This window comes from Haloactinopolyspora sp. (assembly GCF_027324685.1).
In the GTDB taxonomy this organism is placed as follows: Bacteria; Actinomycetota; Actinomycetes; order Jiangellales; family Jiangellaceae; genus Haloactinopolyspora.
In genome coordinates this window covers 60,295-78,841 of the sequence record NZ_DAHVSH010000166.1, presented here as the reverse complement: position 1 = coordinate 78,841, position 18,547 = coordinate 60,295, and the positions used below count along the sequence as shown (strand labels likewise).

Sequence of the window (18,547 nt, the reverse complement as noted above, 5' to 3'; positions counted from 1 at the left end):
GGACGGCACCACCATCGAGCGGATCGCACAAGCTGCCGGAGTGAACAAAGAGCGCGTCTATGCCTACTTCGGCGGCAAGGACGAGTTGTTCGCGCGGGTGCTGCGCGAGGAACTCGCGAAGGTCGCCCGCGACGTGCCGGTGAAGTCGTTCGCCAGCGAAGACGTGGGCGACTATGCCGGCCGCGTCTACGACTACCACCGCGAACACCCCGAACTCGGCCGCCTCATGCGGTGGGAAGGGCTCATGTTCAGCACCGAGGTGCCGGACGAGGCAGAGCGGCGGGAATATTACGGATACAAGGTCACGGCGATGGCCGATGGTCAGGCCAACGGCAACGTCACCTCGGATATCGACGCCGACCACCTGATGTTCCTGGTGCTCTCGCTGGCAGGTTGGTGGTCGGCGGTGCCACAGGTCGCTCGCATGATCACCGCAGCCGAGAGCGACGCCGAACACGCCCGCCGCCGGGCTTCCGTCGTCGCTGCCGCGAGGCGTTTGGCCGCCGCGCCCTGACGATCACCGCTTTCCACCGCCCGCGAGGCGGGCCTCAGCGCACGACCGTACGAAACAGATGGACGATCATGCCCGCGAACGTCACCAACCACGCCGCGAGCGCTACCCACAACGCTGCGGCGCCGATGGTTTCGACGAACGGCAGGGCTCGCGCTCGGCCCAGGTAGATGCCGGCCACGGCGTACATCCCCAGCGGGAAGATGATGCTCCACAAGGTCGCCTCGTAGGTCAGCGGCACCCGCCGCCGGACATGGCGCCACCATCCGGCGGCCACCAACACCGGAACGAGCCAGGTCGCGAAGGCCCAGAACGTCACCGACAGCCCGCCGACCAGCCCGCGTGTGGCATTCACCATCGGCGCGTCGCTCATCTCGATGATGCGTGCACCCGCGACCACCGTGATGGCACTGGCGCCCATGGCCACCCAGTACGGCGGATTCAGATCCTCTGGACGCAGCTCGTAGACCATCAGCCGGGCCGAGACGAAGATCCCCGCGGCCGCGTAGAGGATGATGCCGACCGACCACGAAACCACCGCTACGACCGCCAGTTGATCCCTGGCGGCGTCGAACACCGGCTCGATCGACGCCGCGGAGACCGCCACGGACTGGCTGGCCACCACCCAGATGAACCACGTGCCGTTCGCGTTGATGATGACCGGGCGCTCGTCGTTGCCCAGTACGGCGGTCCACGGGATCACGTACCCCAGCACCAGCCAGGCCAATCCGCCGACGGCGAGCAGGCCGGCGGTGACGGCGTGCAGTCCTTCCATCTCCAGGCGGGTACCCAGCACGTTTGTACCGGCGATGAACGTGAAGAACCCGAACGCCCGGCCGGGGTGCATGAAGTCGGCGACGAGCTCGGCCCGGTAGGCCAGCGCGCGCCAGGCCGTGAGGACGAGGAGCACCGCGAACGCGACGACGCCGACGACGAGAAGCCCCATCGACACGGCGACGTGCCCTTGCAGGTGGAACCCGAGCGATACGATGCCGCAGGCCATCACCAGGGCGAAGTAGCCAGGCGTCAAACCCCGCACCGCGGTTCGCACCCGGTCGGCGGTCCCCATCCTGCACCGTCTCCCCACGACGTGGCGACTGCCCGGTCGCCCGCACGGGCCACTGGCCCCTCAGGCTACGCGACCGAGGCGGCGCCTTGCCCCGTACGCGCAGCTGGTGCAAACTGAATGAACGTGTTCGATGAACACGTTCACTGAATGCGTTCGTTCGATGGGGCAGATTGATGACCACCAGAGCCGAGCTACGGCAGATCACGCATGACAAGGTCACCACAGCCGCCGAGCAGCTCTTCCGCGAGCGCGGCTTCACGGCGACGACGGTCAGAGACATTGCCGCTGCGGCCGGCGTGAGTGTCGGCTCGGTCATGGCCATCGGCGACAAGCGGGCCTTGCTGGTCTCGCTGTTCGACCGCGCGATCGCCGACGTTCATCGCCGCCGCTCCAGCTCGAACGCGCCGCCTCCCACCGGTGGCAACGTGGTCGACCACGTCGTGGAGCTCATCTCACCGTTTCTCGACGTGTTCGCCGCCGACGTCGAACTCGCGCGCGAATACGGGGCCGTACTCATGAGCGGCAACCACGGCTCCACGGTCTTCCATGGACTGGGCGAGATGTTGGTACGCGACATCGAGACGATCCTGCGCGCCGACGGCATGAACGAAGCAGACACACCGAGGGCTGCCCGAACGATCTACATGTCGTACCTCGGGGCGATCTTCGCCTGGGCCGCGAGCGGCACACCGGATGCATCCGAGTCACTGGAGACCTTCCGATCGATCGTGTCGTTCACCACACAACCGAGAGGTGACTGAATGGACTTCATCGAGCTTCTGCCGAACCACTGGTGGCTGCCGGTGATCCTCGCAGCCGCCCTGCTCGCCGACGTGGCCGTGTCGATCCGGCCGCTGAGCTTCGTCCGGGACTGCCTCAACGGCGTGAACTTCCCCGAGGATTGGTGGTGGACGCTCATCGTGATCAAGTCGCTGGCAGCGGCGGGGCTGATCGTTGGCGCCTGGGCCGACGGGATCGCGGTCGCAGCGAACGTGGGCGTCATCGCCTACTTCCTGGCCGCGGCAGCAGCGCACGTCCGGGCCCGGTTTCTCGGGCGGGCGTTCTGGCTCAACTGTCTCGGCATGCTCACGCTCTCCGTCGGCGTGTTCGTCTTGTCGTTCATCGTGTGAGCGGTTCCCCCGGCCTCAGGCACTGGCACGCTCCTCCGGCGGCGGCGCGGCGGCGGCGATCGCCGCCATGACCGCCCGGGGGTCTTCGGCGTAGAAGCGCACCACTCGGCAGCGCTCGACGCGACCCAGCGGGCGCACGATCGCGACCGGCTCGGTGAGCTCGACGGTCACTGACGTCTCCCCCGACACCGCCAGATTGGCCGCGCCGCCATCGTCCACCGTGAGCAAGCTGCCGTCGGGATGGCGCCGTTCGCGACGCACCGTGGCGATCAGCTCTTCGGGGATCCGGATGTCGATCAGCGCGCCGTACCGCACCCGCAGCGAGCCGTCGGCCTCGATGACGTGCGGACGCACCACGCACGACGCGTGGAGGGCCAGGACGAACCAGATGCCCCACAGGCCGAGGCCCAAGGCGATCAGATGCACCAGGGGCCACGGGATGATCAGCGCCAGCACCACGGTCTCGACGACCGAGGCGAACAGGAAACCGAACATGATGACCGCTTGGCCGCGGGCATAACCGGCAGCGGTGTCGCCGGCCCGAACGCCATGCGGGCCTCGTCTTGCCATCCAGCGCAGCAGGCTGGCCCACAGGGCGAACTCGTGGCGGACGAGGCGGCGCAGCCACACCGGAACCACCCGCACGACCACAGCGCTCCCCCGGCTCATCGGATCCGCTCCTGCAACGTACGGATCACCCGGCGGACCACCTCGCGCTGTGCAGGTGGGAAGTCGGCGAGAAAGGCGGCAACGAATCCGTCCGGGTCGCTCTCCGCGGCGTCCATGTCGAAGTCCGCGTCGATCATCGACCCGGCGACGTCCTCGGGAATGAGCGCCAGGATGGCTTGAACGACGTCGTCGATACGCAGATCGTCCACGTTCGCATCGGCGAGCTCGTCCATCTGGGCATAGACCTCGTAGACCCGGCGCATCGACGCCGGATCGGAGCCCACGACGCGCTGCATGTTCGCCAGCCACGCCTTGTTGCTCGCTGACGTCGATCCGTCCAGCAGTGCGAACAGCTCGCGCTCCTTGGCGGCCATCGCCGGCTCCGGGCCGGGCAGCTCCGCAGACGCCTGCGCCATCTGGGTGAACAGCGCCGCGACTTCTGGCGAGACGGGTCCCTCGACCGGTAATCCGTCGTCGCATTTCGCCTGCTTCAACAGTTCGGCCAATCGAACCCGCTGCTGCCAGATGGCTGCCTCCTGGCGGGCCAGGTCGGCGTCGAGCTCGCTGAGAACCTCGTAGAGGTCCTTTCCGGCGTCGTCGGCCAGAACGTCTGCGACCTCGTCCAGACTCAGACCGAGTTCGGTGAGCTTGCGTATTCTGGTGAGCTCCACCGCGTCGCGCAGCGTGTAGTCGCGGTAGCCGTTGCCGTGCCGTGCGGGTTCGGGCAGCAGGCCGATGCGGTGGTAGTGCCGGACGGTGCGGGTGGTCACCCCGGCGAGGGCGGCGAGTTCTCCGATGCGCATGACACCATCAAAAACCTTGACGTTGCGTCAAGGTCAAGCCAACCTAGCCCGCCAACGACAAAGACCGGCCCCAGCTTCGTTGCTGGGGCCGGTCCGTGTCGGCACCTGCCGGGTGTTCACGGCTGAACCGCGGTCAGGACGACTTGATGGCCGACACCTCGAACTCGAGCGTCACCTTCTCGCTGACGAGCACACCACCGGTCTCCAGCGGCGCGTTCCACTGGACGTTGAAGTCCTTGCGGTTGATCGTGACCGAGCCTTCGAAGCCCACCCGGACGTTGCCGAACGGGTCGGTCGCCACGCCTTCATAGGTGAAGTCGATGCTGATCGGCTTGGTGACGTCCTTGATGGTCAGGTCACCGGTGAGCCGGTAGGTCGTCTCGTCCAGCTGCTCGACGCCGGTGGAGACGAAGGTGATCTCCGGATACTTCTCGACGTCCAGGAAGTCGTTGGTGCGCAGGTGTTCGTCACGCTGCTCGTTGCGCGTGTCGATGCTGGCGGTCTTGATGCGTACCGACGCCGTGGACTTCGTCGGGTCCTCACCGTCGAGATACAGGTCGCCTTCGAAGTCGTTGAAGCCACCACGAACCTTGGTGACCATCGCGTGCCGGGCGACGAACCCGATCCGCGTGTGCGCGGGGTCGAGGGTGTAGTTGCCGGTCAGCTGGCGCAAGTCTGTTGCGGTCGTCATACCTGAGTCCTCCGTTGATGTCGTCGGTATAGTTGACACGTCACAGACTAACGCGCATTTGGATGACGTGTCAACTATCTCGTAGACTGTCAGCATGACGAAGACCCGATGGCTCACCACCGACGAGCAACGGGCGTGGCGCAACTACCTGCGGATGAACAGGGTGCTCGAAAGTGCGCTCGCACGGCAGCTCCAATCGGACTCTCAGCTGTCGCTGCCGGACTTCGAGGTCCTGGTGCGATTGACCGATGTCGAGAACGGCAGGCTGCGTGTGTCCGCCCTGGCCGATGCGCTGCAGTGGGAGAAAAGCCGGTTGTCCCACCAGATCGCTCGGATGGCCCGGCGCGGGCTCGTCGCGCGCGAGGAGTGCGCCGAGGACGGACGCGGCGCCTTCGTCGCCCTCACCCCGACCGGACGGAAAGCCATCGAGTCGGCTGCACCCGCGCACGTCGAGACGGTGCGCCGGCTCTTTTTCGACATCTTGACCGATGACGACATCGCGACGATGAACGCGGTGTCCAGTCGGGTGCTGCAGCGGCTGGAGGACCACGCGGCGATCCGGTGACAGCTCAGATCGTCGGCACCGCCGTCAGGGCCATGACGACGGCCGTGGCCACCAAGACGATCCACGCTGGGCGGAACGACGCGTCGGCACCCGCGCGGCGCCTGCGCCAGGCCCGACCGCCCGCCCACGCCGCCGCCGTCAGTCCAGCGACACCCACCACGATGCGGATGACGTTGCCCATGGCAGCAGATGGGCCTCAGGAATCCGCCGGCGGCCTGCGTCGAGCGCCGTGACTGCGCTCCCACATGGACAACTGCTTCTCCAGCCCCTTCATGATCTCGAACACCTGACTCGGTGGCACCCGCACGCGTGTGACCACCCGGGTAGGGACCTTGACCACGCGACTGCCGTCATCGTTCACCGTCGGCTTGGGCGGACGTTTGAGCACCGCGAAGTCGAGCACGAACGAATCAGCCGTATGCCAGATGGAGGCGAAGTCGGCGTAGGTTCCCGCCTCCACTTCGGTGGGGATGTCGATGTCGTACTCGCGCCGCTCGGGCTGGTTGGCCATGGTTCAACAGTGCCACAACGCACCGACACCCTCGGCGGACGCCCACGCTGCCCGGGCCGCCCGGGCGGGAGCGCCCGAACCGATCAGACACCTGTCGCGACTGGCCGGCGTCGCTCAGAATGGTGTTATCGACTATGTCGGCTTGGCCCGACGCGGGGAACAAGATCGGGCGTGATGACGGTGGAGGAGGCCTCAGCATGAGGAAGAGCACGAGGTGGCTAGTGGTCGGCGGCGCGTCCGCCCTGATCGTGGCTGCGTGCACGCCGGCTGGTGACGACGGTGGCGGCGAAACCGCCGGTGGTGAGCTGGTCTGGGCCATCGGCGGGGCGGAGGCGCAACCCGGCGGGGTCCACCAACAAGTCGCCGAGTTGTGGAACGAGGAGAATCCCGAGACGCCCATCCGGATCGAGCTGCTCCCCGAGGCCGCGGACCAGCAACGCGAGCAGCAGGCGTTGGAGCTGCAGTCAGAGGGCAGCGGCTTCGACGTGCTCGGCATGGACGTCATCTGGACCGGCGAGTACGCCGAGAACGGCTGGCTGGAGAGCCTCGAGGACGTCCGCGACGAGATCGAGGAAGCCTCCATCCCGGGAGCTTTCGAGTCCGCCACCTGGGGTGGTGAGCTTTGGGCGGCGCCGTACAACACCAACGCCGGCCTGCTCTACTACCGCAGCGACCTGGTCGACACGCCGCCCACCACCTGGGACCAGCTGTGTCAGACGGCGACGCAAGGCAGCGGCGAGATCGGCGGGTTCATCGGCCAGGGCGCACAGTACGAAGGTTTCGTCGTCAACTGGCTGGAGTATTACTGGAGCGCCGGCGGCGAACTGTTCAACGACGATCAGAGCGAGGTGCTGTTCGACACCGACATCGCCGCACGGGCGACGCAGTTCATGGCCGACGCGATCAGCGACGGCTGTTATGCGCCAGGCTTCAACACCGCGCAGGAGGAAGAGGCGCGCAACGAGTTCCAACAGGGCAACGCCATGTTCATGCGGAACTGGCCGTACGTCTACTCGCTGATCGAGCAGGACACCGCCAGCCCGGCAAACGGCAACTTCGACATCGCGCCGCTGCCGACCTTCGATGGTGACGGCACCATCTCCGCGCTCGGCGGGTTCAACAACGCCGTGAGCGCGTTCTCAGACAACATCGACGCTGCGAAAGACTTCGTCACCTGGGCGGCGACGAACGAGGAGGCTCAGTCGATGCTGGCCACCGAGGGCTCAGTACCGCCGACCATGGCCTCCGTCTACGATCAGCTGGCCGACGATCCCGTCATGAGCCTGCTCGGTGAGATCCTGCCCGACGCCAAGCCGCGACCGCCAGCACCGTCGTGGAACGAGATCAGTGTCGAGATGCAACGCGCGTTGTTCCCCGCGGTCAACGGGCAGACCGACATCCAAGAGGCGGTCGAGCAGGTGCGCTCCGCCCTCGAAGGCGCCGTCGAATGAGGCGGACCCGATGACGCGGGTGCGACCGGCCACGGCGGACGAAACGCGGTCGGACGTCGCGCCACCGCGGCGGCGCGGCTCGGGGCTGTCCGAGCGCGCTCTGGCGCGGGTGTTCGTCGCGCCGTCGCTGATCCTGATGGCGTTGGTGGCGCTGTTTCCGGTGCTGTATGCCGTCGTACTCAGCCTGTTCGAGTACACCCGGCGTGAGCGCCAGGGATTCGCGGGGCTCGGCAACTACGTCGCGGCACTGAGCGACGATCGGTTCTGGTCGGCGCTGTGGTTCACGATCGTGTTCACGGTGACGTCGGTGGCCGCCGAGTTCGTCATCGGCCTCGGGTTCGCGCTGTTGATGAACCAGACCTTCCGTGGCCGCGGCATCACGCGCGCGGCCATTCTCATTCCCTGGGTGATCCCGACGGTGATCGCGGCGCAGATGTGGTTCTTCATGTTCAACGTGACGCCCGGGTTCATCAACAGCGTGTTCGGCCTGGGCGACTTCAACTGGCTGGGGCAGCCGGGGTGGGCGACGTTCGCGATCGTCTTCGCCGACGTGTGGAAGACGGCACCGTTCGTGGCGCTGCTCCTGCTCGCCGGGTTACAGACGATTCCCGTCGAGATCACCGAGAGCGCCATGGTCGACGGCGCGGGGCGATGGCAGCGCCTGTGGTACATCACGTTGCCGCTGCTGAGACCGGCGATCCTCGTCGCGTTGCTCTTCCGCACCGTCGACGCGCTACGGGTGTACGACCTCGTCGCGGTGATGACCGGCGGCGCGTTCGACACCGAGTCGTTGTCGGTGCTGGTGCAGCAGTACGTTGTCCGCACACCTGACCCCGGCTACGGCTCGGCGCTGTCGACGCTGACGTTCATCCTGATCCTGGGCATCGGGCTGGTATTCGTCCGGGCGCTGGGCCGCGACATCGCGATCGGCCGGACCGAGGGGGCCCGATGAGCGACACGACCACCACCATGACCAGGAAGGCGTCCGTGCCCGTGCCCCGGCCCGTCGGTCGCCGACGTCTGTGGGTGAAGGCCGCAACACTGCTGGTGATCTTGTCCTGGTGCCTGTTTCCTTTCCTGTGGCTGGTCATGACCAGCCTCAAGCTCGGCGACCGGGCCCTGAACAGCCCCGACCTCTTCCAAGGGCCATTCGGGCTGGCCAACTACCGCAACGTGTTCGAGCAGGACTTCCACCTCAATCTGCGCAACTCGCTGGCGGTCGCGACGATGACCACGCTGATCTGCATCACCGTCGGCTCGCTGGCGGCGTATGCGCTGGCAAGGCTGCCGTTGAAGCGGCGCCTGATCCTACTGACCGGTGTGCTCGCGGTCTCGCTGTTTCCCCCGGTGGCGCTGGTCCCGCCGCTGTACGAGGTGTGGCGCTCGATCGGCCTGCTGAACAAGTGGGAAGGCCTGTATCTGCCCTACACGGCCTTTGAGTTGCCACTGACCATCTTCATCCTCACGACGTTCTACGCGGCGATCCCGAAGGAGCTGGAAGAGGCGGCGAAGGTGGATGGCGCAACCCCGTTCCAGGCGTTCTACAAGGTGGTGTTCCCGCTCGCCGCGCCCGGCGTGTTCGCTGCCGGAATCATCATCTTCGTCGCCGCCTGGAACGAGTTCCTGCTAGCCAGCACGTTCGCCCCCCGGAACCCGGAGATCGCGCAGACGGTTCCGGTGGCGATCGCCGCGTTCACCGGCCAGGTGGAGTTCCAGCGGCCAATCGGCACCATCACGGCGGCCTGCGTAGTCGTCGTGATCCCGATGGTGGTGGTAGCGCTACTGTTCCAGCGCCGTATCGTTGCGGGGCTGACCGCGGGCAGCGTGAAGGGCTGAGCGCGGCCGGCGAGAGCGCGATGCCCTCCGCCGTGAGTCGCCGCCAGCGGCGGGTCGCCACTGGTCCGCGCTCGATTTCAGCTTCACCTCGCGCGAGTGGTAATCTTCAGCGTCGTTGCGCCATTAGCTCAATTGGCAGAGCAGCTGACTCTTAATCAGCGGGTTCGGGGTTCGAGTCCCTGATGGCGCACCACACCCTACGTGGAGTACGTCCCACCTCCGGTCGAGTTCACGGTGGTGCATGCGGTCCGACTGGTGCGCGCGGTAGCGGGTTCGCCCTCCGCGCAGGCACCCTTTCGCTGGCCGGACACGGAGTCACTTCTGGCCCTCTGGCGTTCACGTGGCCCCCGCGACACCGCCCACTGGCAAGCTTCTTACCTGGGATTTCATCGAAAGCGCTTTTGCCTGCTCAACCGCTCTGAGTATCGTGCGCACCGCGGGGGGCGGTCTGTAGCGGCTTCGCCCGAAATTCGCCAGATCTCCCCCGGGAACCAGAAGGGATCTCGGTCCAATCAGCACGAATAGGCAAGGAAACTCGCCCGGGCGGTGGCGCGGCACTCGAGCCGGCGCCCGTCCGCGGTCCGCCGATGCCGCACGCCGGCACAGCAGCTGGTTCCTGTCCAAGTTGCGCCGCTACCCGGGCATCGTCGTGTGCGCGTTGGCCGGCACCGCCGGCGTCACCCTCGGCAACGTCCTCGTCCCCAGCCTCGATCACGCACTGGGTATCACCGACATCACGACGCCGGAGCAGATCGTCGCGGGTTCGCCCGGTGCCACGCCGCTGGTCTCGCCGACCGACGAGTCCGACGCCGACGGCGGAGACGACCGCGTCCCGGCGGACTCGCTCGACGACGACGCGTCTGACTCCGACCCATCAGATCACGACACCGATTCCGCCGGCGCAGGCGGCGGCTCGAGCGCCGACGCCCCGGGAACCTCCGGCGAGACCGGTCGCGACACCGACCCGTCAGCCGAGGACGATGCCGACACCGATTCCGGCACCGATGACTCCTCGAGCCCGCCCGATGACGACGGCACCACCGACCGCGACGACGCGCCGGACGGGGACGCACCGGGCAGCGACGCCGGTACCTCGCCGTCGACGCCGGCGACCGACCCGGACACCCCCAACGACCTTCCGACCAGCTACCCCGACCCGAAGGAGCGCACCCCGTCCAGCCCGCGCCCCACCGCGACGCCGACGCCCGATCCGACCGAGTCGCCGGAGGACGACTCCGACGGAATATGCCTCGAACTCGATCTGTCGCCGCTGGAGCTCGCGCTGTGCCTGCTGCGGGGCGCACCGAGCGATGTCGAGGGGACCGAGACGCCGGCACCGACCTCGACCCCCACACCGACGTCGACCCACACACCGACGTCGTCCGCCTCGACGTCCTCGCCGTCGGCGACCACGTCCACACCAGAAAGCGACCCGTCCCAAAGCGGCGGGCTGCTCGGGTCGTCCTAGATCTCAGCCTCCGGATCCGGCTCCCCCTCGTCCACCCGTAGCGCGGCGTTCTCCGGCGCCTGCCGGTCGAGTCGGTCCGTCTCGACGTCGTCCTCGGGAACCTCTTCGGCGAGGCGTGCTTCGATCCCCTGTGGATGCTGTTGCTCCCAGACCGTCGTGCCGTAGCTCTCGGCGGCCACCGGCGCCTCGTTCGGTGTCGCCGGGATCTCGGGCTCGGGTACCTCGCCGGTGCCCGGCGTCGAGTCGTCCGCAGCCTCCGGGAGGCCCTCGGCGTCGACACCGGCACCGGGATCGCGCCGGCCGTCCCATTCCTCCGGCTCGAGCTCCTGGTCGATGAAATCCGGCTCGCTCACGATGCCTCCAAGGCGCGAAAGTTCGTCTCGACAGGCCTGTTCCCGGTACGCGCGCGGGCAAACCGCTCGCGGACACATCCCCGTCCGCGCTGGATGCAGCGGCACGGACACGACAGACTTCGGACATGGCATCGCGCAAGGTCTCCGTCAGAGTCGAGGGCCGCACCCTGGCGTTGAGCAACCTCGACAAGGTCCTCTACCCGGAGACGGGCACCACGAAGGGCGAGGTCATCGACTACTACAGCCGGATCGCGCCGGTGCTTCTGCCGCACTTGGCCGACCGCCCGGTCACCCGCAAACGCTGGCCCGACGGCGTCGAGGCCGACAGCTTCTTCGAGAAGAACGCTCCGCGCGGAACGCCGTCGTGGGTGCGCACCGTCGAACTTCCCTCGCCGGGCAGCACCAAGAATCGCGAGACCGTGCGCTACGTCATGGCCGACGAGTTGGCCACCTTGGTGTGGCTGGCCAACCTCGCCGTACTCGAGATCCATGTCCCCCAGTGGACGGTCCAGGACGACGTCGCCACCAACCCGAACCGCCTGGTGGTCGACCTCGACCCCGGCGAGCCCGCCACGATCATCGAATGCTGTCAGGTGGCGCTGTTGCTGGCCGAGGTTCTCGACGACGCCGGTCTGCCGTCGTACCCGAAGACGAGCGGGTCGAAAGGCATGCAGATGTACGTTCCGCTCGACGGCAGCGCCGACGACGACGCCGTCAGCCAATATGCCCACGACCTCGCCGAACAGCTCGAACGCGATCACCCGAAGCTCATCTTGTCGCGCATGGAGCGACGCGAACGGCGCGGCAAGATCTTCATCGACTGGAGCCAGAACAACGCCGCCAAGACCACCATCGCGCCGTACTCCACCCGCGGCCGCGCCACGCCGTCGGTGTCCACGCCGGTGACGTGGGACGAGGTCGAGCGCGCCGCGCGCTCACGGGCGCGCACACAGCTGCCGCTGCGGTTCGACTTCGACGACGTCCTCGGCCGGATCGACGACCACGGCGACTTGCTCGAGCCGTTGCTCGACGCCGGGTTCCAGCTGCCGCAGCGCTGATCGCTCAGCCGTAGCTGACCGGCCCCTCGGGCAGAGCGGGCAGCAGGTTCTGGGCCGTCTCACGGTCCAGCCCGGTCGCGTGCAACACGTCCACGGCGAGCGAGCGCACCTGGGCGATGACGATCTGGCCGCCGAACCCACCGGTGTGTTCCAGCGCCTCGGTGGCCATCTGCGCCGCCGCCACCGCCGAGTTGCGGCTCTCGATGGGCTCGTCGCCCTTGTCGAGGTCGAGACGAAGCAGGCGCAACGCGCCGGCCAGCGCCCGAAGCGACTGCGGCAACGCGGCCGGAACCGGCTCGTTGCGACGGATGACACCGATCGCGTGGCGGCACAACACCCGTACGTTGCGGCTCAAGTGGTCGAGTGGAACCGCCGTTTCCAGGTAGCCGGCGAGGTGGCCCCGCTTGCGCCAGCGCACCGGCGCGATCAGCGCGGTCTCGGTGGCGCCCTCGAGCGCGGCGTGCATGTCGTCGACGGCGGACTGGGTGGCCCGCGCTCGTGCCAGGCTCCGGCTGGCCGCCTGCCGGTCCCGGTCGGCCAAGGCGCCGGCCGCGTCCTCCATGACCTCGGCCAGCGCGACGAGCAGCGGGTCGATCTGCCTGCGCGCCGCGGACACCGGGTTCAGCGGCAGCAGCAGCACGCTGATCACGAGGCCGACCATGCCGCCGACCAGGGCGTCGACGAACCGGTCGAGGTTCACCAGCTCATCGGAGCCGGGCGGCACGAGCGTGGCGACCAGGATCGCCGACGCACCCGCCTGGGTGACGATCACCGCGCCGCTGCCCACGAACACGGCCACGACCATCGCCAGCGCGACCACGGCGGCGATCTGGAGCAGGCCGGTACCGATCCACGCGATGAGCAGGTCGCCGATGAGCACGCCCAGCGCGACGCCGCCCACGAGTTCCAGCACGCGAGGGATGCGTTGCCCCAGGCCGCCCCCGAGCGCGATCAGCGCCGCGATCGGCGCGAAGAACGGCTGCTCGTGCTCGATCGGCGGAACCGTGGCCACCCACCACGCGATCGCCGCGCCCAGCGCGGATTGGACGATCGGCAGAGCGGTCAGGCGGACCCGGTGCAGCCGCGTGCGCAGACTGTCGCGCGAGCGCTGGGCGAGGGTCTCGAGGGCGTCCTCGCTGCGGCGTGACCGGCGTGGTTCCTCGGGCTCACCTGGCACGCCATCGATGGTAGATGTCGTCCGGCCGGGGCTGCGGGAATCAGCTCAGAGATACAGCCCGGTCTGGCCGTCGGAGAGTCGCTCGGAGGCCACGGCGTGCAGGTCGCGTTCGCGCAGCAAGGTGTACGTCTCGCCGCGAACCTCGACCTCGGCCTTGTCCTCGGGATCGAACAGCACCCGATCACCCACCTCGACGGTGCGCACGTTGGCGCCCAAACCCACCACCCGGGCCCACGCCAGGCGCCGGCCCATGGCGGCCGTCGCGGGGATGACGATTCCGGACGACGACTTGCGCTCGCCCTCATCCTCGTCCCGAGCGACGAGGACGCGGTCGTGCAGCATCCGGATAGGGAGCTTGTCGGGGTTGTCGGCACTCACACCAGTAGAGATTACGTGCCATCGCCCGGATTAGTTGCGCCGCGCCCTCCAGAGCAGGAATCCGACCGCCAGCGCTGCACCCGCGAGAGCCCCGATGAGCTCGGGCCGCGGGCGGCCCTGATCAGTGAGGATGCTCGCTTTCAGGCCCGCCGCGCCGTCCTTGGCCAGTCGCTGCGGCGACACGCGCGACACCAGCTCGTCGATGTTGGCCGACAACCGCTCGGTCCGCGCGGCGATGTCCCGCTGAAGCTGCGCCACCGAGCGCCCGCGCCGGTCGATCTCTTCCTGGATCTCCGGCGACATGGGCACCTGCTGCCGCGACGACGGCAACGCGGAATCGGTGGAGTTCACCGGCACCTCCTGGTCGGACCTGTGTGACCTACGGTACCCAGGCCAGGGCTGTTCGCGCGGGTTGATCGGCGAGGTGTGTCGGCGTTGCCGCCCGGTTGACTACGGTGTCCGGTGTGACCGACATTCGATTGACACCTGGCGATCCCGCGCCCGAGTTCACCCTGCCCGACGCCGACGGCTCGCCCGTCTCCCTGTCGTCGTTGCGGGGACAGCACGTCATCGTCTACTTCTACCCTGCCGCCATGACGCCCGGCTGCACCACGCAAGCCTGCGACTTCCGCGACAACCTCGCGTCGCTGCAGACCGCCGGCTACACCGTGCTGGGTATCTCCCCCGACGCCCCGGCCAAGCTCGCCGAGTTCCGCGAGAACGACTCCTTGACGTTCCCGCTGCTGTCCGACCCGGACCTCGGTGTGTTGAAGGCCTACGGCGCGTACGGCGAGAAGAAGCTCTACGGCAAGACCGTCACCGGCGTGCTGCGCTCCACGTTCGTCATCGATCCCGACGGCAAGATCGTCAAGGCGATGTACAACGTCAAGGCCACCGGTCACGTCGCCAAGTTGCGGCGCGACCTCGGCCTGGACTCCGCACCGGACTGAGTGAGTCGGTGCGGACGATCGCCACGGGCGGTGCAGGCAAGCCTGACACCGCCCGTGGCAACTGCCGTAGGCACGAACATGTGCCGCGTCACTGGTCGCCGTCGGTTGAGAGGATCGCGCCGTGCACATGTCCTACGAGGTGTTCCACCAGAACATCCGCACCCTCGTCGACTTCTACGTCAGTGTCCTGGGCTTCCAGGCGCCCGAGGCGGACGCGTCGTCGAACTACGTCGTCGTCCGTCGGGACGACAACCGCGTCGGCTGTTGTCAGCATGACGAAGCAGACCCCAGCCCGCGCAGACCTCCGGACGGCAGTGAGATCGTGTTGCGGGTCGGTGACATCCAGGCCGAGTACGACCGCGTTCTCGCCAGTGGCTGGCCGATCGCCGACCCGCTGCAGATCCGGCCGTGGGGGCTGACGGACTTCCGGGTCTTCGACCCTGCCGGGCAATACATCAGAGTCACGAATTCGACGCGTTCCAGCTAGGCCTGCCTCTGCGGCTCGTGGTCGGCGGAGGTACCGTGGCGCCCGACCGTCCGCGGCGTACCGTGCACGCCGCAGCTCCGATTCGTCGAGGATCTGCATGCGAACCGCCATCGGGATCGTGCTCGCCATCCTCGGCTTGCCGTTGTTCGCTGCCGGTGTGGTCGGCGCCATCTACATCGGTCCTGACGACACCGTCGAGATCGTCGACGCGCACTTCGACACCGAGGCGGCGGTCCTGGCGACGACGCCGTCGGTGCTCGGCGTGGCTGGGCCGACCCTCCACGTCAGCGCCGATGCCGGCGAGGCCGACGTCTTCGTCGGCGCGGCGCACCCGGTACACGTCGACTCCTACCTGGCCGACGTGGCTCACGAGACGATCACCGAGGTCGGTCTCGGCGGCGAGGTCACCTCGGCGACTGAAGACGGCCCCAAACCCGTACCGGACGCCCCACCCGAGGGGCTCGGCTGGTGGCAGGGGTCGTCGACCGGCTCGGGTGAGCAGTCGATCAGTGTTGAGCTGACCGAGCAGCCACTCCGGATCGTCGTCATGCACGCCGAGCCCGGCGCTCCGCTCGCCGTCGACGTCGCCGCCGGGGCCGAAGTCGGCGGCGCCTTCGTCGTCGCGGTCGTCGTCGGGGTGGTCGGGCTGGCTTCGTTGGTCGGCGCGTTCTGGTTGATCCGCTCGGCGCGCAGACGACGTCGACGGGCGCGGCTCACCGCCGTCCCGCCGCCCGCCGACGCGGTCGTTGACGAAGAGCCATCCGCCGACGACGAGCCATCCGCCGACGAGGCCGGAGACGGTGAGGAGACCGGCCGGGTCATCCCCTTGCCTGGGCGCCATGGGGCCCCGCCACCGCCGTCTCCGGATTCAACGCCTCCCGGCCCGCCGCGCCCGACGGCCCGGGTCCGCCTGATCGCGGGGTTCGGCGGCATGAGCGCGCTGGTCACGGGATGCGCCCAACTCCCGCAGCCAGTGGCCGAGTCCGAGCGGCCCACCACCGTCGAGGCCATCACGCCGGCCGCTGCCGATGACTTCTTCGCGCATTACACCGAGACGAACAACGCCGCCAACGCCACCCGCGACGACGAGCTGATTGCCACCGTCGAGGCCGGCGCCCTGCTCGAGACGACCCGTTTCGCCTACGAGGAGCAGGAGGTACGCGGCGCCGAGCCGTTCGTGTCGTTCACCATCGCCGCCTCGGCGGTGGCCGCGCCCCGCCTGGGCGAGTACCCGCTGTGGTCGTTCGTCGCCACGGAACCCGACGGTGACCAAGCCGGCTCCTGGTACCTGCTCACCCGTGCCGACGCCGCCTCACCTTGGCTGGCCCACCTGGCGGTCCATCCCGAGCAGGACGTCGCGATGCCGCAACCGGTCAGCCGGGACGGATCAGCCGTCGTCGCCGACGACGAGATCGCCGAACGCGGCGACGCCGTCCTCGACGAGCTGACGGCGTTCGCCGAGACAGGTCAGGAGCCCGACGACGTCGACCTCAGTTACGCCGGCGGCGTGAGCCGACTGCCGGAGCACGGCCTGCAACTCGACGACGCCCCGCCCGAGTTCGGCAGCCACGACCGGCAATGCCAGCTGCGGGACCCAGACCAGGTGCACTGGCTGGCCACCGAGTTCGGTGCCATGACGCTGGCGGCGATCGAATGCACCCAGACCATGGGCGCCAATCCGGGCTACTCCGTGGTCGTCGGCCCGGAAGGGCTCGGCATCGTGCCGGGCGGTGCGGAGATCGTCAACTCGTCGATCACCCAGAGCGTCAGCTTCATGCTGGCCGTCGACACCGACGGCTCGGCCACGGTCGTCGGCGACCGAATGCGCCCGACCGCCATGGACTACTCGGAGGCATGAGGAACTAGCCTGAGGAACTCATCGCCGGACTGCCAAAGCCTTTCGGCTGCTGCCAGGGTGTGCCCTACGATGACCTCTGCGCGGGAGTGGCGGAATCAGGTAGACGCGCCAGGTTTAGGTCCTGGTGTCTTCGGACGTGGGGGTTCAAGTCCCCCCTCCCGCACCAGTTCACCCACGTCGATGGATGCCTGGGTCCGTCGTTCGCGAGGGGGTGACAACGATGGCAAGTGTTGACCACGATGTCACCCCCTTCGAACGACGATCCCCGCCCGGGATGGCGCCGCAAACCGGTGGATTCCGGACGGTAGATTTCCCCAGATGGAGCTCATCGCGCTGATCGTGTCGATCGTGGCTCTGCTGGTCGCACTGTGGGCGGCGAGGGCGGTTCGCACGCTGCTCGGTGCCACCGCCGACACCACCGTTCACCGGTCGGGTACGCGGTCGTCCAGACGATCGCGGTCTCGGGGCCGGAGCAAGCAGCCGCACTTCACGTTCGAGCAGCTCAGCCCGCACCGGTATGCCCTGCGCAACGACGGCCACAGTCCGGCGTACGACGTCCGTGTCGACACCGGCGAACTGAGCGTGCACGAAGGCTCGCTGAGCATCGATGAGTTCCCGCCGGGCGACGTCGAGGAGTACCTGCTGATCCAGCCGCTGCAAAGCCAGGTGAGCCAGATCAACGTGACCTGGTACACCTCGCGCGACGCTCTCGCCGAGGCGCATGTGACGCCGTTTCCCCTCGGTCCCCGGCCGGTGGAGAACGACGTCGATCCGGGCACCATCTGAGGCTGGCGACGAGCCGTCAACTGCTCAGGTCGTGACGCACCCAGACCCCGGGTTCGACGTAGACGGCGTAGTCGTGCTCCACGCTGCAGTGCACCGGGACCAGCGCGTCCGGGACCTCCACGACGCCGGTCTCGTCGAACGCCAGGCCGGTCCACGCTCGCCACTCGGCCAGCGTTCCGGCGATGACCATCGCCCGGGGGCACACGCCGACGATCTCGCCGCCGGCACGCACGTGCACGCGCAGCCACGGATCGACCGGCAGGCCGTCCGGGCGGGTCCGCCGGGCATACTCGTGCATCGGCGTCGTCGGCTCGGCCGGTTTGCCGGTAGGGCGTACCGGCGCGACGAGCGTGTCGAAGCCGAGCCGGCGCACGTTGCCGCGCATCGCCGCCAGCAGGACCGCGGCCAGCCCGCCGCCCCGGCGGTCCGGGCGGATGGAGATCTCCAACGCCGACACCAGGTTGGGCGTCCGCCCCAGGCTGCGGTCCAGCGCTCCCCAGCGAATGACGGCGTCCCAGCCGTCCGATGGCAGGACCGTGCGCCCTTCGCCACCGAACTGGAACGGCACCGTGTAGGCGCGCGCCACCGGCACCTCGGGGTCGTCCTCGTCGTAGCCGACCAGGACGTGCTCGGGGAAGTCGCGCACGGCGGTGACGTAGTAGAAGTTCGAGATCGGGTCCTGCTGGACGAACTCCGGCCACAGCTCGGGCAGCTTGGAGAGGTTCTCGGCGAGGTCCGGTCGACGGTCGAGGGGTTGGACGACGAGGTTGGCGGGCGTAGCGGGCATGGCGCGATT

24 protein-coding genes and 2 tRNA genes are annotated in these 18,547 nt (G+C 68.2%); 15 read left to right on the top strand and 11 right to left on the bottom strand.

Annotated elements, in window-relative coordinates; genetic code table 11:
- A partial coding sequence (locus M6444_RS18055; RefSeq protein WP_298330619.1) for a TetR family transcriptional regulator occupies positions 1-514 on the top strand: 514 nt, incomplete at its 5' end.
- 34 nt (positions 515-548) lie between these two features.
- Here the strand turns inward: M6444_RS18055 and M6444_RS18050 are convergent.
- Positions 549-1,580, bottom strand: a complete 1,032-nt coding sequence (locus M6444_RS18050) for a tellurite resistance/C4-dicarboxylate transporter family protein (RefSeq protein ID WP_298330616.1) — start codon at positions 1,578-1,580, stop codon at positions 549-551.
- Between the two features lie 173 nt (positions 1,581-1,753).
- Between M6444_RS18050 and M6444_RS18045 the strand changes: the two genes are divergently transcribed.
- Positions 1,754-2,341, top strand: coding sequence for a TetR/AcrR family transcriptional regulator (locus tag M6444_RS18045; RefSeq protein WP_298330613.1), 588 nt, complete (start codon positions 1,754-1,756; stop codon positions 2,339-2,341).
- Positions 2,342-2,710 carry a DoxX family protein gene (locus M6444_RS18040; RefSeq protein WP_298330611.1) on the top strand — a complete coding sequence of 123 codons (369 nt, stop codon included), beginning with the start codon at positions 2,342-2,344 and terminating at the stop codon, positions 2,708-2,710.
- Positions 2,711-2,725: 15 nt separating this feature from the next.
- On the opposite strand, the gene M6444_RS18035 is transcribed toward M6444_RS18040, so the two are convergent.
- The 3 genes from M6444_RS18035 to M6444_RS18025 form a co-directional block, all read right to left on the bottom strand.
- Positions 2,726-3,379 carry a hypothetical protein gene (locus tag M6444_RS18035; protein ID WP_298330608.1) on the bottom strand — a complete coding sequence of 218 codons (654 nt, stop codon included), beginning with the start codon at positions 3,377-3,379 and terminating at the stop codon, positions 2,726-2,728.
- A complete protein-coding gene (locus M6444_RS18030) occupies positions 3,376-4,182 on the bottom strand; it encodes a MerR family transcriptional regulator (RefSeq protein ID WP_298330606.1) in 807 nt (268 codons plus the stop codon). The genes M6444_RS18035 and M6444_RS18030 overlap by 4 nt, the downstream gene beginning before the upstream one ends.
- A 133-nt stretch (positions 4,183-4,315) precedes the next feature.
- A complete protein-coding gene (locus tag M6444_RS18025; RefSeq protein WP_298330605.1) occupies positions 4,316-4,873 on the bottom strand; it encodes a YceI family protein in 558 nt (185 codons plus the stop codon).
- A 94-nt stretch (positions 4,874-4,967) separates the two neighbouring features.
- On the opposite strand from M6444_RS18025, the gene M6444_RS18020 reads away from it, so the two are divergent.
- Positions 4,968-5,438, top strand: coding sequence for a MarR family transcriptional regulator (locus M6444_RS18020; RefSeq protein WP_298330603.1), 471 nt, complete (start codon positions 4,968-4,970; stop codon positions 5,436-5,438).
- A gap of 4 nt (positions 5,439-5,442) precedes the next feature.
- Here M6444_RS18020 and M6444_RS18015 read toward each other — a convergent pair whose 3' ends face one another.
- On the bottom strand, positions 5,443-5,619 hold the full coding sequence (locus M6444_RS18015) for a hypothetical protein (RefSeq protein WP_298330600.1): 177 nt from the start codon (positions 5,617-5,619) through the stop codon (positions 5,443-5,445).
- A gap of 15 nt (positions 5,620-5,634) precedes the next feature.
- Positions 5,635-5,949, bottom strand: coding sequence for a DUF3467 domain-containing protein (locus tag M6444_RS18010; RefSeq protein WP_298330598.1), 315 nt, complete (start codon positions 5,947-5,949; stop codon positions 5,635-5,637).
- Positions 5,950-6,146: 197 nt separating this feature from the next.
- Between M6444_RS18010 and M6444_RS18005 the strand changes: the two genes are divergently transcribed.
- The 5 genes from M6444_RS18005 (at position 6,147) to M6444_RS17985 (ending at position 10,704) form a co-directional block, all read left to right on the top strand.
- Complete coding sequence (locus M6444_RS18005; RefSeq protein WP_298330596.1) at positions 6,147-7,400, top strand: ABC transporter substrate-binding protein; 1,254 nt, start codon at positions 6,147-6,149, stop codon at positions 7,398-7,400.
- 100 nt (positions 7,401-7,500) lie between these two features.
- Entirely contained in the window at positions 7,501-8,352 is an 852-nt protein-coding gene (locus M6444_RS18000) for a sugar ABC transporter permease (protein ID WP_363326420.1), read from the top strand.
- The gene (locus tag M6444_RS17995) at positions 8,349-9,236 is read left to right on the top strand and encodes a carbohydrate ABC transporter permease (protein WP_298330591.1); all 888 of its coding nucleotides are present in this window, start codon (positions 8,349-8,351) and stop codon (positions 9,234-9,236) included. The genes M6444_RS18000 and M6444_RS17995 overlap by 4 nt, the downstream gene beginning before the upstream one ends.
- A gap of 117 nt (positions 9,237-9,353) precedes the next feature.
- Positions 9,354-9,429, top strand: a tRNA-Lys gene (locus M6444_RS17990).
- Between the two features lie 432 nt (positions 9,430-9,861).
- On the top strand, positions 9,862-10,704 hold the full coding sequence (locus tag M6444_RS17985; RefSeq protein ID WP_298330589.1) for a hypothetical protein: 843 nt from the start codon (positions 9,862-9,864) through the stop codon (positions 10,702-10,704).
- Here M6444_RS17985 and M6444_RS17980 read toward each other — a convergent pair.
- Positions 10,701-11,057, bottom strand: coding sequence for a hypothetical protein (locus tag M6444_RS17980; protein ID WP_298330586.1), 357 nt, complete (start codon positions 11,055-11,057; stop codon positions 10,701-10,703). The genes M6444_RS17985 and M6444_RS17980 overlap by 4 nt on opposite strands.
- A gap of 125 nt (positions 11,058-11,182) precedes the next feature.
- On the opposite strand from M6444_RS17980, the gene ligD reads away from it, so the two are divergent.
- On the top strand, positions 11,183-12,115 hold the full coding sequence (ligD, locus tag M6444_RS17975) for a non-homologous end-joining DNA ligase (protein ID WP_298330583.1): 933 nt from the start codon (positions 11,183-11,185) through the stop codon (positions 12,113-12,115).
- A gap of 4 nt (positions 12,116-12,119) precedes the next feature.
- Here the strand turns inward: ligD and M6444_RS17970 are convergent, their stop codons facing one another.
- The 3 genes from M6444_RS17970 to M6444_RS17960 form a co-directional block, all read right to left on the bottom strand.
- The gene (locus M6444_RS17970; protein ID WP_298330580.1) at positions 12,120-13,292 is read right to left on the bottom strand and encodes an FUSC family protein; all 1,173 of its coding nucleotides are present in this window, start codon (positions 13,290-13,292) and stop codon (positions 12,120-12,122) included.
- Between the two features lie 45 nt (positions 13,293-13,337).
- Complete coding sequence (locus M6444_RS17965; RefSeq protein WP_363326419.1) at positions 13,338-13,634, bottom strand: co-chaperone GroES; 297 nt, start codon at positions 13,632-13,634, stop codon at positions 13,338-13,340.
- Between the two features lie 66 nt (positions 13,635-13,700).
- Complete coding sequence (locus M6444_RS17960) at positions 13,701-14,021, bottom strand: DUF3618 domain-containing protein (protein WP_298330577.1); 321 nt, start codon at positions 14,019-14,021, stop codon at positions 13,701-13,703.
- Between the two features lie 113 nt (positions 14,022-14,134).
- Between M6444_RS17960 and bcp the strand changes: the two genes are divergently transcribed.
- From bcp to M6444_RS17935, 5 genes are all read left to right on the top strand, one after another.
- On the top strand, positions 14,135-14,620 hold the full coding sequence (bcp, locus tag M6444_RS17955) for a thioredoxin-dependent thiol peroxidase (RefSeq protein WP_298330576.1): 486 nt from the start codon (positions 14,135-14,137) through the stop codon (positions 14,618-14,620).
- A gap of 127 nt (positions 14,621-14,747) precedes the next feature.
- Complete coding sequence (locus tag M6444_RS17950; protein WP_298330627.1) at positions 14,748-15,107, top strand: VOC family protein; 360 nt, start codon at positions 14,748-14,750, stop codon at positions 15,105-15,107.
- A gap of 97 nt (positions 15,108-15,204) precedes the next feature.
- Positions 15,205-16,965 carry a hypothetical protein gene (locus M6444_RS17945; protein ID WP_298330573.1) on the top strand — a complete coding sequence of 587 codons (1,761 nt, stop codon included), beginning with the start codon at positions 15,205-15,207 and terminating at the stop codon, positions 16,963-16,965.
- Positions 16,966-17,045: 80 nt separating this feature from the next.
- Positions 17,046-17,131: transfer RNA gene (locus tag M6444_RS17940), tRNA-Leu, on the top strand.
- 152 nt (positions 17,132-17,283) lie between these two features.
- Entirely contained in the window at positions 17,284-17,751 is a 468-nt protein-coding gene (locus tag M6444_RS17935; protein ID WP_298330571.1) for a hypothetical protein, read from the top strand.
- 16 nt (positions 17,752-17,767) lie between these two features.
- On the opposite strand, the gene M6444_RS17930 is transcribed toward M6444_RS17935, so the two are convergent.
- Positions 17,768-18,538, bottom strand: coding sequence for a hypothetical protein (locus tag M6444_RS17930; protein WP_298330568.1), 771 nt, complete (start codon positions 18,536-18,538; stop codon positions 17,768-17,770).
- Positions 18,539-18,547: the final 9 nt, after the last annotated feature.

What these genes read in the sequence shown, in the direction of transcription:
- M6444_RS17930 (WP_298330568.1), bottom strand. Translation starts at nt 18,538, where the DNA reads ATGCCCGCTACGCCCGCCAACCTCGTCGTCCAACCCCTCGACCGTCGA.
- M6444_RS18020 (WP_298330603.1), top strand. Translation starts at nt 4,968, where the DNA reads ATGACGAAGACCCGATGGCTCACCACCGACGAGCAACGGGCGTGGCGC.
- M6444_RS17995 (WP_298330591.1), top strand. Translation starts at nt 8,349, where the DNA reads ATGAGCGACACGACCACCACCATGACCAGGAAGGCGTCCGTGCCCGTG.
- M6444_RS18030 (WP_298330606.1), bottom strand. Translation starts at nt 4,182, where the DNA reads ATGCGCATCGGAGAACTCGCCGCCCTCGCCGGGGTGACCACCCGCACC.
- M6444_RS18035 (WP_298330608.1), bottom strand. Translation starts at nt 3,379, where the DNA reads ATGAGCCGGGGGAGCGCTGTGGTCGTGCGGGTGGTTCCGGTGTGGCTG.
- M6444_RS18015 (WP_298330600.1), bottom strand. Translation starts at nt 5,619, where the DNA reads ATGGGCAACGTCATCCGCATCGTGGTGGGTGTCGCTGGACTGACGGCG.
- M6444_RS18025 (WP_298330605.1), bottom strand. Translation starts at nt 4,873, where the DNA reads ATGACGACCGCAACAGACTTGCGCCAGCTGACCGGCAACTACACCCTC.
- M6444_RS18010 (WP_298330598.1), bottom strand. Translation starts at nt 5,949, where the DNA reads ATGGCCAACCAGCCCGAGCGGCGCGAGTACGACATCGACATCCCCACC.
- M6444_RS18045 (WP_298330613.1), top strand. Translation starts at nt 1,754, where the DNA reads ATGACCACCAGAGCCGAGCTACGGCAGATCACGCATGACAAGGTCACC.
- M6444_RS17950 (WP_298330627.1), top strand. Translation starts at nt 14,748, where the DNA reads ATGTCCTACGAGGTGTTCCACCAGAACATCCGCACCCTCGTCGACTTC.
- ligD (WP_298330583.1), top strand. Translation starts at nt 11,183, where the DNA reads ATGGCATCGCGCAAGGTCTCCGTCAGAGTCGAGGGCCGCACCCTGGCG.
- M6444_RS17945 (WP_298330573.1), top strand. Translation starts at nt 15,205, where the DNA reads ATGCGAACCGCCATCGGGATCGTGCTCGCCATCCTCGGCTTGCCGTTG.
- M6444_RS17965 (WP_363326419.1), bottom strand. Translation starts at nt 13,634, where the DNA reads ATGCTGCACGACCGCGTCCTCGTCGCTCGGGACGAGGATGAGGGCGAG.
- M6444_RS18040 (WP_298330611.1), top strand. Translation starts at nt 2,342, where the DNA reads ATGGACTTCATCGAGCTTCTGCCGAACCACTGGTGGCTGCCGGTGATC.
- M6444_RS18050 (WP_298330616.1), bottom strand. Translation starts at nt 1,580, where the DNA reads ATGGGGACCGCCGACCGGGTGCGAACCGCGGTGCGGGGTTTGACGCCT.
- M6444_RS17935 (WP_298330571.1), top strand. Translation starts at nt 17,284, where the DNA reads ATGGAGCTCATCGCGCTGATCGTGTCGATCGTGGCTCTGCTGGTCGCA.
- M6444_RS18005 (WP_298330596.1), top strand. Translation starts at nt 6,147, where the DNA reads ATGAGGAAGAGCACGAGGTGGCTAGTGGTCGGCGGCGCGTCCGCCCTG.